An 11882-nucleotide genomic window follows, 5' to 3' on the forward strand; every position below is an offset into this window, starting at 1 on the left:
TCGGGAAAGCGCAGGATTCCTTATTATTCCCGAAAAAAGCAATTGCTTCGACAAATGATAGGCGTTTGTCACAAACGGCATCCGCTTGAATATCTTATAGAGAGAACAGAGAGGTGAAAATGTTGGAGCGCGCTGTAACATATAAAAACAACGGACAGATCAACATTATTCTTAACGGGCAAAAGCAAGTGCTGACGAATGCAGAAGCAGAGGCGGAATATCAAGCCGCATTGCAAAAAAATGAGGCGAAGCATGGTATTTTGAAGGAAATCGAAAAAGAGATGAGCATACTGGTTGGGATGGAGGAAATGAAACGCAATATCAAGGAAATATATGCCTGGATTTTTGTAAACCAAAAACGTGCGGAGCAAGGCCTGAAGGTGGGGAAGCAAGCGCTGCACATGATGTTCAAAGGTAACCCGGGAACAGGCAAAACGACCGTCGCACGGCTGATTGGCAGGCTGTTCTTTGAAATGAATGTTTTATCAAAAGGCCACTTAATAGAAGCGGAGCGGGCTGATCTGGTCGGAGAATATATTGGCCACACCGCCCAAAAGACGAGAGATTTAATCAAAAAGTCATTAGGAGGCATTTTGTTTATAGACGAAGCCTATTCACTGGCAAGAGGCGGCGAAAAAGACTTTGGAAAAGAAGCAATCGACACACTTGTAAAGCATATGGAAGACAAACAGCATGAATTTATATTAATCCTTGCCGGATATTCTCGGGAAATGGATCATTTTCTCTCATTAAACCCCGGCCTCCAATCAAGATTTCCCATCTCCATTGATTTTCCGGATTATTCTGTGACCCAGCTTATGGAGATTGCCAAACGAATGATCGATGAAAGAGAATATCAGCTCAGTCAAGAAGCGGAATGGAAATTGAAAGATTACTTAATGACAGTGAAAAGCACGACAAGCCCTATTAAATTCAGCAATGGCCGTTTTGTCAGAAATGTGATCGAAAAATCGATCAGAGCGCAAGCCATGAGGCTTTTAATGGGTGATCAATACTTAAAAAGCGACTTGATGACGATTAAAAGCCAAGATCTTTCTATTCAAGAGGAGGCATCTGGCGCTATATAGACCTCTCTTTTGTTGGGAGGTCTGTTTTTCTAGTATTTCCTGCTTCTCAAAGCAATCGATGTGTGGTATACACATGCAGGGTTTGGTATGATAATACTACTGCCCAATATGCAAAAGAAAGGAACATCCATTTGAACGAACAAGAAACTATTCAAGAAAAAGCGATTTTAGTCGGATGTCAGCTGCCGCATATCACAGATGAGCATTTTGAGAATTCCATGGAAGAGCTAGCATCTCTTACAAAAACTGCAGACGGAAAAGTATTGACCAGCGTCACACAAAAACGAAACAGGGCTGACGCGGCTACATATATAGGGAAAGGAAAGGTAGAAGAGCTGAAGGCATTGGTGGAAGAGCTTGAAGCTGATCTCCTTATCTTTAATGATGAGCTGTCGCCAAGTCAGCTAAAGTCATTGGCAACAGCGATTGAAGTGAAAATGATTGACCGCACGCAATTGATATTAGATATTTTCGCGAAGCGGGCAAGAACGCGAGAAGGCAAACTTCAGATTGAGCTGGCTCAGCTGCAATATGCACTTCCGCGTCTGACGGGGCAAGGGATCAATCTCTCCCGGCAAGGCGGAGGAATTGGGGCGAGAGGTCCCGGGGAAACTAAACTGGAAACTGACCGCCGCCATATCAGAAACCGCATTCATGAAATCAATACCCAGCTTTCAACTGTTATTCGCCATAGAAGCCGATACCGTGAAAGAAGAAAGAAAAACGGCGTGCTTCAAATTGCGTTTGTCGGCTATACAAACGCAGGGAAATCAACCTGGTTCAATCGTCTGACAAGTGCTGACAGCTATGAAGAAGACCTTCTGTTTGCTACGCTGGACCCGATGACGAGAAAAATGGTCCTGCCAAGCGGCTACAGCGTGCTTCTGTCAGATACAGTAGGATTTATTCAGGATCTTCCGACGACACTGATTGCTGCGTTCCGGTCAACACTTGAGGAAGTAAAAGAAGCGGATTTGATCCTGCATTTGATCGATTCCTCAAATGAGGATTACGTCGGACACGAAAAAACGGTGCTAAGCTTGCTTGAGGAGCTAGAAGCCGATGACATCCCGATCCTGACAGCTTACAATAAACGTGATCAAAAGCTGCCTGATTTTATACCGTCAGCCGGAAGGGATCATATTATGGTCAGTGCAAAAAGTGAGGATGACGCTGATCTCTTTAAAGAAGCGATTCAGCGCTATTTGCGCCAAGAGCTGTTAACGTCTTTTGAAGCGCATGTGCCGGCAAGTGAAGGAAAACTCCTTGCGAGAATCAAATCGGAAACGATGGTTGACCGCTTCTATTTTAATGAAGAAAATGAACGGTACGATATATCGGGCTATGTACAAGAGGAGCAAAGTATTATCGGCGAATTAAAGAAGTATATGTAGGAAGGAAACTCAAAAATATGTTTGATACATTAACACACGGAAATTTATTAAAAAAAACGTCAATAGAAGTGGAAGCGGATATTGCGGGTGTTCATAAACAAATAGAAGAAATCAGCGAGCGCAATGAATGGAGAGTGCTTCAAAGCTATAGAAGACACAAAGTAAGCGACACACATTTTACACCATCTACTGGATACGGCTATGATGATATCGGAAGAGACACGCTAGAAAGTATTTATGCAGATGTGTTTGGCGGAGAAGCGGGCCTTGTAAGACCGCAAATTATCTCAGGCACGCATGCTATTTCGATTGCTTTGTTCGGTGTTCTCAGACCGGGGGACGAGCTCCTTTATATAACCGGCAAGCCATATGATACGTTAGAAGAAATTGTAGGTGTCAGAGGCGGAGAAAACGCTGGATCACTAAAGGATTTTCAAATCGGCTATCATGCGGTTGATCTGACGGAAGACGGAAAAATAGACTACGATGCAGTCGCCGCTGCGATCAATCCGAAGACGAAAGTAATCGGCATTCAGCGCTCAAAAGGATATGCAAATCGTCCATCTTTCTTAATTAGCGAAATAAAAGAAATGATCCGTTTCGTAAAAGAAATCAATGAAAATCTGATCGTCTTTGTGGACAACTGTTACGGAGAATTTGTGGAAGAGCTTGAGCCTTGCCATGTCGGCGCCGATCTGATGGCGGGATCTCTCATTAAAAACCCCGGCGGCGGACTTGCGAAAACAGGAGGTTATCTCGTCGGAAAAGAGAAATGGATTGAAGCATGCTCATACCGTATGACGTCACCTGGCATCGGCAGAGAAGCAGGGGCATCTCTTTACTCGCTTCAGGAGATGTATCAAGGCTTCTTTTTGGCTCCTCACGTTGTGTCGCAAAGCTTAAAGGGAGCGGTGTTTACTGCAAGGTTCCTTGAAAAACTAGGCTTTGCTTCAAACCCAAAATGGGATGTGAAAAGAACAGATTTAATACAATCCGTTGAGTTTTCTGACAGAGAAAAGATGATTGCTTTTTGCCAGGCGATTCAATATGCATCGCCGATCAATGCCCACGTGACGCCTTATCCGGCCTACATGCCGGGGTACGAGGATGATGTCATTATGGCAGCGGGCACATTTATCCAAGGAGCAAGCATCGAATTATCAGCGGATGGCCCTATCCGCCCGCCGTATGTAGCGTATGTTCAGGGAGGATTAACCTATTCACACGTAAAAAATGCGATATGCAGTGCAGTGGATTCACTCATGGAAAAGCAATTAATTTAAATTTTTTAAAAATTTCACTGAATTTGATGTTAAGAATCCTTACATCGTATTGACACAAAATATAACATGACCTATAATGAAACTAAGTTAAGAAAAGGAGGAAATTGAGATGAGTGATAATATTCGCCGCTCAATGCCTTTATTTCCAATAGGAATTGTCATGCAGTTAACTGAGTTATCAGCAAGACAAATTCGATATTATGAGGAGAATGGACTGATATTTCCAGCTAGAAGCGAAGGAAATAGACGATTATTTTCATTCCATGATGTAGATAAACTGTTAGAAATCAAGCATCTGATTGAACAAGGTGTGAACATGGCAGGAATTAAACAGATTTTGGCGAAAGCGGAAGCCGAGCCGGAGCAAAAACAAGACGAGAAGACGAAAAAAACAATGAAACATAATCTGTCTGATGACGAACTGAGAAAGCTCCTGAAAAACGAGCTCATGCAAGCCGGCCGTTTTCAACGAGGGAATACATTCCGCCAAGGCGACATGTCCCGTTTCTTTCATTAATCCGTTAGCAACTGTTTTGCTATATACATTTACCTTTTAAGAGGAGGAGTTTTACGAAATGGCAAAGTATACTAGAGAAGATATCGTAAAATTGGTAGAAGAAGAAAACGTGAAGTACATCCGTCTTCAATTTACTGACATTCTGGGGACAATCAAAAATGTTGAGATTCCTGTAAGCCAGCTTGAAAAAGCGCTTGATAATAAAGTCATGTTTGACGGCTCTTCTATTGAAGGATTCGTTCGTATCGAAGAATCAGACATGTACCTGTATCCAGATCTGAATACATTTGTTATCTTCCCATGGACAGCTGAAAAAGGTAAAGTAGCACGTTTTATCTGTGATATTTACAATCCAGATGGCACTCCTTTTGAAGGTGACCCGCGAAACAACTTAAAACGGATTTTAAAAGAAATGGAAGACCTCGGCTTTACTGATTTCAATCTCGGACCTGAGCCTGAATTCTTCTTGTTCAAATTAGACGAAAAAGGCGAGCCGACGCTTGAATTAAACGACAAAGGCGGATATTTCGACTTGGCTCCAACCGACTTGGGAGAAAACTGCCGCCGCGATATCGTTCTTGAGCTTGAAGAGATGGGCTTTGAAATTGAAGCATCTCACCACGAAGTAGCGCCTGGTCAGCACGAAATCGACTTTAAGTATGCTGGTGCAGTTCGCTCTTGTGATGATATCCAAACCTTTAAACTAGTTGTCAAAACAATTGCCCGCAAACATGGTTTGCATGCGACATTTATGCCAAAACCGCTGTTCGGTGTGAACGGTTCCGGTATGCACTGTAATCTATCACTCTTCACAAATGGCGTTAACTCATTCTATGACGAAAACGCAGATCTTGAGTTAAGTGAAACAGCGAAACACTTCATTGCAGGTATCGTGAAGCACGCAACAAGCTTTACAGCAGTAACAAACCCGACAGTAAACTCTTACAAACGTCTGGTTCCTGGCTATGAAGCGCCGTGCTACGTAGCATGGAGCGCACAAAACAGAAGTCCGCTTATCCGTATCCCGGCTTCCCGCGGCATCAGCACACGTGTTGAAGTACGCAGCGTAGACCCAGCTGCTAACCCATACCTAGCACTGAGTGTATTGCTTGCTGCAGGCTTAGACGGAATCAAAAACAAACTGGAAGCGCCAGCTCCAATCGACCGCAACATCTATGTGATGAACAAAGAAGAGCGCATGGAGAACGGAATCGTTGACCTCCCAGCAACACTTGCGGAAGCGCTAGAAGAATTCAAATCAAACGAAGTGATGGTCAAAGCGATGGGCGAGCACCTATTTGAACACTTCATCGAAGCAAAAGAAATCGAATGGGATATGTTCCGGACGCAAGTTCACCCTTGGGAACGCGAACAGTATATGTCTCAGTATTAATCTTTCAATCCCTTGGCACTATTGGTGTCAGGGGATTTTTTGATTATTTAACAATTTTAATAACTTAATATAAATCATAGACCACCCACAAAACACCCACAAAAAAAACAATAAAAAATTACTCCATAATTGTGGAGATATAATCTTCGTACTTATTCATTGAATCCCTATCAATCTTTTTGCTGATGTGTGAGTAAATATCTGATGTAACTTGAATACTTTTATGACCCAGTCGTTCTTGTACATATTTCATTGAAGCACCTGACTCAAGGAGCAAAACAGCATGTGTGTCACGAAGGGCATGAATAGGGAGTTTCTCTAGACCAGCTTTATTTAGTATTCGGACAAAAGCATTAAACAAGGACGATTTAGGTAAATGTGAACCATCTTTGCGAGTGAAGACTAAGTTAAGGTCATGGTGATAGATCTCATTAAGCTGAAGTTTATCTTCGTTTTGTCGTTTTCTTAGTTCGTGAAGTTCATTAACCAACCTTTGATCAATAGTAATAATACGCCTGGATGTATAAGTCTTAGGGTCGCCAAATAATTCATCTTTTGAAGCTGCTTTAAAATCTAGAGTTTTAGAAATTGAGATAGTTTTATTTTTCAAATCAATATCTGACCACTGTAAAGCAGCAGCCTCGCCTTTGCGCATGCCAGTATTTATGAGTGTTTTAAAGAAAATATAGTACATATAACCATATTCATATGCTACACGTAAAAAAAGGGGTATGTCATCGCTATTGATAAACTCCATATTGTATTCTCGTTTTTTATTTGTTTTAATTTCAATACCATAGCAAGGATTTTTTTCGAGCTTTCCTAATATTACTGCTTTCTCCATCGCATTTCGCATTGTTCCATGGATAATTTCGATAGTTCGTTTACTATATTTTTGTTCGCATAGGTGGTTGATAAATTTTTGGTAGAGGATTGGTTTTATGTCTTTAATATCAATGTCTTTGAAGTACGGAATGATATGATTATTTATGTTTCGTTTATGTAATTCAAAAGTGTTTTTGCGCACTGATCCTAATTTATATTCTTTTAACCAGTCTTGCAGATAATTTTTAAGATAGTAGGGGTGATTATCCAATTCAAGATCATTAAAAATTCGTTTTTCTGTTTCAGCTGCAGCCAATTGAGCCTCTTTTTTTGTAGAAAAACCACGCTTGGACTTTTCTTTAAACTTTTGATTGATAGGATCTTTGTAACGAATTCTATATTCCCATGTTCCATTTGAATGTTTGCGAAAACTTGCCATAAAAACGATCACCTCTTATAAGAATATACGTTCGGTTTGATGGTTAAATTTTTTTATTCAGAAGTCTAAAACAATTCAATAACCCCTAGTGGTTGAAAGCATAGTGTTACTTCTCCCACCTTCTTAAATAACCCGTATTCCTCAATGTATCTTTTAATCGCTTCATCCAAAAATTTTTCAGTTACGTTCAAAAACTCAGCCAGCTCATAACGATTTCTGACACCCGATTTATGAGCTTGAACAATTTTATTTAATGGTACTAATTTTTTGTAAGCCCAGTTTCTTGCTCTCAATTCTTGTTTCCTGTTTTGAACAGTTGTTTGATCGAGAATATGTCCAGCTGTCGTATAATGGTGTCCTAATTCTTCAGCTAGAATGACTCGTTTTTCTGTATTGGATAACTTTTTATTTATCCAAATGATTCCATCTGCATATAAACCTTTTATACCTCGACTAAGTTTTTTTTCGTATACTGATACGGCTGCTTCTTCTGATTCTATTAAAAGGTTCTCATAACTCATTTGTAGATTACTCCTGATTGTTCTTTCTTTTTGATTTAACAAATTCTTTAAATCGGCGAATTTCTTCTAACTCTTCTTCTGTCCAATCTTCATCATCATGATGTGCTGCAATTGTTTCTATATTCCCTTGGTTTTTTGATTGTAATGGTTTAATTTCCATATCAGATATACCAACTAAATAATCAGATGAGACATTAAAATAATCTGCAAGAATGCGGACCACTTCCATCTTCGGATCTGATTGTCCGTTCTCGTACCTAGAAATCATACTTTTACTGATATTTGTTTCATATTTCTTATTCAAATCTACGACCAGCTCATTTATACTCTGTTTGTTCTTGTCCCGTAACGATTTCAACCTTTCGCCAAATATGTTCATCCTTTTATCTTCTCCTATTCGATATTCCTCGTACGGGAATATTTTATATTATATGTTCCTTAAATGCAACAAGTAATCCAAAAAGGATTCCTAAATAGGAACATTTTTTGTTGACACAGGAAATAAAGTGTTTTATATTTGAGTTGTTCCTAAAAAGGAACGGAGGGGGTGAGGAATTGGAAAGAAGAAATAGACAGCCATACAATAAAATCAAAGCTTACTTTGTAGAGAATGAAATAAAACACAAAGATGTGGCTGTTCTTTTAGAGGTAAAGCCAAATACTATTAGTAAAAAGCTAAATGGATTTGGCGGAGATTTTTCTTTGGAGGATGCAAAAAAAATGCACTTTCACTTTGGCGTGCCAATCGCCTATTTTTTTGAACCTTCTGTTCCTAAAAAGGAACGAATGCTTATATCATGAGGAGGTGGGTACGTGTTCTCTGTTCAAGTAAATGAGGAAGAAATTAAGCAACTTTGTATTCAAAAAATCGAAGAAGCGTTGAATGAAGTAAGAGACTCATACACTTTTTGGGATATGAAAGAATTGTGCAGGCAAACAAATATGAGCCTGAATTTCATCAAAGAAACGTTTTTTTATGATGAAAGATTCCCGAAATATCGCGTAGGTAAGAAATGGTTGTTTCCTGAAAAGCAATGCAAAGAGTTTTTACTTAAATGGCTTTCGGAGCAGCCAAGAAACTAGAAGGGGAGAATGAAAATGGTGTATCAACTTCCAGTTAAATTAAAAAAGGGACAAGCACGAACTTCAGTCTGGCTTAAAGGATTTGAGATAAAAAACAAAAACTCTTTTGATGAGGGTGAAGAGAGAGAGTCAGCTCAAAATCGAACTGACCTTTCAAAGTAATGATTATTCCACAGAGAAATATAACTTGTTTCTGGATGATTTTAATAAGTTTCTTATTGAGAATGGATGGATTGAAGGGAAGAGTTATTAACTCAGACCAAGCTTTTTTTTCAGATAATCTTGAGCAATTCCGGCCAGCAAAGTCATGGATACACTTGTAAGTTGTTTGGTTTTTTCTTTAGTAGCTGCCCATACAGCTGTATCTCTAATATTATCGAGAAAAACATGTCCATCCCAAGTGAGGCTCGAAATACCAATACCATAAATCGAACCACCGGAGAATAAGGGTTTACCGTTTATAAAATTTGCTTCAATTAATTTTAAGATTGTGTAAAAAGTTGTTTCTTCTCCGTACTGTTCGTAAGTTTTAAGCTCTCGAATCTCACTAATATGTATATGGTCCGTTAAGGTGAGTTTCTCTTCTAGTTCTAAAAGAAGCTCCCTCACACAATTTTGATCGAGTTTCATTTATATTCACCTCCTATTATTTGATAGGAACATTATACCAGTAAATTGGAAGGGGAAAAACTATGAATCTTAATTACTTCCTTAAACAGGATAGAGAATTAGCGAAACGGAAATTGGGTTCTGCTCAGTTCTTGCTACAGGAACTTTTACCGGACGAAATCAAGGATAACAATTTCGATGAATGTATCGATCTCTGTTTGTCAGCTGCTGAAATGTTCAAGGAAATCAAACGGATGCATCATCCTGAACAAGTAGTTCAGCTACATGAAATTGCAACTCAATTTCTTAGTAAAGGTCTTGATGTCTCAATCGTAAAGAGGCCAGTATATGAATCTTGAGCATCCAATCATAACAGAAATTAACCGTTACGGTTATCCAAAAGAGTATCTCCAGTATGACCGGGATCGGGAAGAGGATGCCGATGAAGAAGTAAATAAAAAAAGCCCACACGGCAATGTGGACTAAAAACAAACAAGCAACTTCATTTTAAATGGAACTCTCAACAAAATCAAATAGAGGAAGGTGTCTCATATGAATCCATTGCAGGATTTTGAATTAAATGAAATTAACAACGGCGAACTGCCGGGGAACCGTCCACAGTTTGAAATCACTGATATGAACAGCCTGAACTGGGCTTTCCGGAAAATAGCTGCACTTAAGTCGCAGGAAAAAGAAATCAAAGCGCTGGCAGCCACAGAAAAACAACGTATCGAAGAATGGGAAAGGCAAGAGCTTAAGCCTTTAGCAGACAGTCTTTCATTCTTTGAAAACCTGGTGAGTGTCTATCATACAAAGCAGCTGCAGGAAGACCCGAAGGCAAAAACACTTTCCACACCTTATGGGAAATCTAAAAGCCGGAAAACAAAAGCAGCACCTAAAGAAGTGGACAAGGAAAAACTTCTGCAGCATGTGAAGGATGCCGGTATGGAAGAGTTTATAAAAGAGTCTGTGGCATGGGGGGATCTTAAAAAGACACTCACTGTCACCGAGCTTGAAGGTAAACCAATAGTAATAGATTCAAATGGACAAGCTGTCCCGGGCGTAGAAGTGCAGCCGGAAACAGTCAGCTTCAAAGTGGAGGTGTAAGGGATGTTTCAAGTAACAGACGCGCAGCGTGAAAAGGAAAAAGCAATTGTGGGTTTTATCGGTCCGAGTGGTTCCGGTAAGACGGCCGGCGCCCTTCTGGTAGCTTACGGAATGATGCGTGAGGCATATCCAGAAGCAAACGACGAGGAAATCTGGTCAAAGATCGGCGTTGTCGATACTGAGCACCGACGCGCAAAACTGTACGCTAATTTACAGTTTGATGAAATTCGCATCGGTAGCTTTAAGCATATTGATTTTACACCGCCGTATACAACTGAGCGTTATCAAATGGCTGTAGAAGCGATTAAGAACGCCGGTGCTGAGGTTGTCGTAATTGATTCACTCTCACACAACTGGCAGGGTGAAGGCGGAATAGTTGAAACACATGGCAGCATGTCCGGTAACTCTTTTCAAAACTGGGGCAAGCTTGCGCCGGAAACAACCAAGCTCATTAAGACGTTAACGCAAAATGACGTTCACATCTTAGCGACATTGAGAACAAAAACGGAGTATGTAGTGGAGCCTGATAATAACGGCAAAATGGCTCCTCGTAAGGTTGGGACAAAACCTGTACAGAAAGATGAAATGGAATACGAGTTTATGCTCAACTTTAATATTGACATTGATCATATGACTGAGACCTCAAAAGACAATACGCGAATGTTTGAAGGCTCTTCAATCAAGCTAAACCCGGAAGTCGGCCGCAAACTTTATCAGTGGCTTGAGCTCGGTATTGACGTAAAGGCGGAGGAAGAAACAGAACGCATCGGGTTGATTACTCACATCAAAATGATGATTGAGAGCAATGAAAAGGCTGCGCAAATGATTGAGGAGTTCCAGATCAAAGCGAATCAGAAGCTTGAACAATGGAATATCAAACTTGCTAATGCTGCTATTGATAGATTAAACAGCGTTTTGGGAGGTGAGCCAGGTGAAAAATGATTCAAAGCTCGAAGAGATTCGGGGGCATGCGACTATATCTGATGTGCCCTGGTTAATTTCAGAGATTGATAGATTGAATAGTGGCATAGACAGTGTAATTTATGATTTGCGAAATGAAGACATCACCGATCCGCATGTAGTGGATTCAATTACTCAAAATCTTGTAGCTGTACTAAACGGCAAATAAACAAAAATTGGAGGAATTAAATATGTTCACAGTAGACCACAGCAAAGGCGAAGCTTTTGAACCAATTAAACCAGGAGAATATGAGGCAACGGTTATTAATTTTGAGGAGAAAACAGCAGCTTCATCCGGAAATAAGCGACTTGTCGTAGATTATGAAATCCGTTCTGACGTTGAACAGGCATGCCAGGGCCAGAAAATCCTATACGACAATTTCACTGTTACAGATAATGCAATGTGGAGATTTCATCAAGCATCAAAGGCCGCGGGCTTCCCGAACGGAATGAAATTTAAGGATCATATTGAATGGGCGAATGCTTTCCTCAATAAACCGATCCGCCTAGTTGTCGGAGAAAGAGAGCATAACGGCAAAAAATATCCAGAAGTCAAAGCGTTTAAGCCGTCAGAAGCGCCGGCGCCGGATACCGGCTCAATTACAGTGAGCGATGACGATGTACCATTTTGATCACAAGAAATACATTTGAGGGAGTGTATGG

18 protein-coding genes are annotated in these 11882 nt (G+C 40.3%); 14 read left to right on the forward strand and 4 right to left on the reverse strand.

Features of this window, described 5'->3' with window-relative positions; genetic code table 11:
* Positions 1-119: 119 nt before the first annotated feature.
* The 5 genes from spoVK to glnA all read left to right on the forward strand — a co-directional run bounded on the left by spoVK (position 120) and on the right by glnA (position 5675).
* The gene (spoVK, locus tag BTW01_RS03730) at positions 120-1088 is read left to right on the forward strand and encodes a stage V sporulation protein K (protein ID WP_162101707.1); all 969 of its coding nucleotides are present in this window, start codon (positions 120-122) and stop codon (positions 1086-1088) included.
* A 131-nt stretch (positions 1089-1219) separates the two neighbouring features.
* On the forward strand, positions 1220-2482 hold the full coding sequence (gene hflX, locus BTW01_RS03735) for a GTPase HflX (protein ID WP_162101708.1): 1263 nt from the start codon (positions 1220-1222) through the stop codon (positions 2480-2482).
* Positions 2483-2499: 17 nt separating this feature from the next.
* Positions 2500-3765, forward strand: coding sequence for an aminotransferase class I/II-fold pyridoxal phosphate-dependent enzyme (locus BTW01_RS03740; protein WP_162101709.1), 1266 nt, complete (start codon positions 2500-2502; stop codon positions 3763-3765).
* A 109-nt stretch (positions 3766-3874) separates the two neighbouring features.
* Positions 3875-4282 carry a transcriptional repressor GlnR gene (glnR, locus tag BTW01_RS03745; protein ID WP_162101710.1) on the forward strand — a complete coding sequence of 136 codons (408 nt, stop codon included), beginning with the start codon at positions 3875-3877 and terminating at the stop codon, positions 4280-4282.
* Between the two features lie 58 nt (positions 4283-4340).
* The gene (gene glnA / locus BTW01_RS03750) at positions 4341-5675 is read left to right on the forward strand and encodes a type I glutamate--ammonia ligase (protein WP_162101711.1); all 1335 of its coding nucleotides are present in this window, start codon (positions 4341-4343) and stop codon (positions 5673-5675) included.
* Between the two features lie 118 nt (positions 5676-5793).
* On the opposite strand, the gene BTW01_RS03755 is transcribed toward glnA, so the two are convergent.
* From BTW01_RS03755 to BTW01_RS03765, 3 genes are all read right to left on the reverse strand, one after another.
* On the reverse strand, positions 5794-6939 hold the full coding sequence (locus BTW01_RS03755) for a site-specific integrase (RefSeq protein WP_162101712.1): 1146 nt from the start codon (positions 6937-6939) through the stop codon (positions 5794-5796).
* Positions 6940-7004: 65 nt separating this feature from the next.
* On the reverse strand, positions 7005-7460 hold the full coding sequence (locus tag BTW01_RS03760) for an ImmA/IrrE family metallo-endopeptidase (RefSeq protein ID WP_159357115.1): 456 nt from the start codon (positions 7458-7460) through the stop codon (positions 7005-7007).
* Between the two features lie 7 nt (positions 7461-7467).
* The gene (locus tag BTW01_RS03765) at positions 7468-7839 is read right to left on the reverse strand and encodes a helix-turn-helix domain-containing protein (RefSeq protein ID WP_159357116.1); all 372 of its coding nucleotides are present in this window, start codon (positions 7837-7839) and stop codon (positions 7468-7470) included.
* Between the two features lie 176 nt (positions 7840-8015).
* Here BTW01_RS03765 and BTW01_RS03770 point away from each other — a divergent pair, with 176 nt between their 5' ends.
* The 3 genes from BTW01_RS03770 to BTW01_RS03780 are packed head-to-tail and all read left to right on the forward strand — an operon-like array spanning position 8016 to position 8705.
* Positions 8016-8261 (forward strand): helix-turn-helix domain-containing protein, encoded by a 246-nt coding sequence (locus BTW01_RS03770; protein ID WP_159357117.1) that lies wholly within the window; start codon positions 8016-8018, stop codon positions 8259-8261.
* Positions 8262-8273: 12 nt separating this feature from the next.
* Complete coding sequence (locus BTW01_RS03775) at positions 8274-8543, forward strand: hypothetical protein (RefSeq protein WP_063695046.1); 270 nt, start codon at positions 8274-8276, stop codon at positions 8541-8543.
* Between the two features lie 9 nt (positions 8544-8552).
* Entirely contained in the window at positions 8553-8705 is a 153-nt protein-coding gene (locus BTW01_RS03780; protein WP_162101220.1) for a hypothetical protein, read from the forward strand.
* A gap of 87 nt (positions 8706-8792) precedes the next feature.
* Here the strand turns inward: BTW01_RS03780 and BTW01_RS03785 are convergent, their stop codons facing one another.
* Complete coding sequence (locus tag BTW01_RS03785) at positions 8793-9173, reverse strand: DUF2513 domain-containing protein (RefSeq protein WP_159357119.1); 381 nt, start codon at positions 9171-9173, stop codon at positions 8793-8795.
* 62 nt (positions 9174-9235) lie between these two features.
* Between BTW01_RS03785 and BTW01_RS03790 the strand changes: the two genes are divergently transcribed.
* From BTW01_RS03790 to BTW01_RS03810, 6 genes are all read left to right on the forward strand, one after another.
* On the forward strand, positions 9236-9511 hold the full coding sequence (locus BTW01_RS03790) for a YqaH family protein (protein ID WP_159357120.1): 276 nt from the start codon (positions 9236-9238) through the stop codon (positions 9509-9511).
* Positions 9501-9638, forward strand: a complete 138-nt coding sequence (locus BTW01_RS18250; protein WP_164906783.1) for a hypothetical protein — start codon at positions 9501-9503, stop codon at positions 9636-9638. The genes BTW01_RS03790 and BTW01_RS18250 overlap by 11 nt, the downstream gene beginning before the upstream one ends.
* 66 nt (positions 9639-9704) lie before the next feature.
* Positions 9705-10259 (forward strand): host-nuclease inhibitor Gam family protein, encoded by a 555-nt coding sequence (locus BTW01_RS03795; RefSeq protein ID WP_159357121.1) that lies wholly within the window; start codon positions 9705-9707, stop codon positions 10257-10259.
* A gap of 3 nt (positions 10260-10262) precedes the next feature.
* The gene (locus BTW01_RS03800; RefSeq protein WP_162101713.1) at positions 10263-11201 is read left to right on the forward strand and encodes an AAA family ATPase; all 939 of its coding nucleotides are present in this window, start codon (positions 10263-10265) and stop codon (positions 11199-11201) included.
* Positions 11191-11388 carry a hypothetical protein gene (locus BTW01_RS03805; RefSeq protein ID WP_019260095.1) on the forward strand — a complete coding sequence of 66 codons (198 nt, stop codon included), beginning with the start codon at positions 11191-11193 and terminating at the stop codon, positions 11386-11388. Before BTW01_RS03800 ends, BTW01_RS03805 begins: the two co-directional genes overlap by 11 nt.
* A gap of 22 nt (positions 11389-11410) precedes the next feature.
* Entirely contained in the window at positions 11411-11851 is a 441-nt protein-coding gene (locus tag BTW01_RS03810; RefSeq protein WP_059335752.1) for a DUF669 domain-containing protein, read from the forward strand.
* The last annotated feature ends 31 nt before the right edge of the window (positions 11852-11882 follow it).

The organism is Bacillus sp. SKDU12 (assembly GCF_010093085.1).
GTDB classification, from domain to species: Bacteria; Bacillota; Bacilli; order Bacillales; family Bacillaceae; genus Bacillus; species Bacillus mexicanus.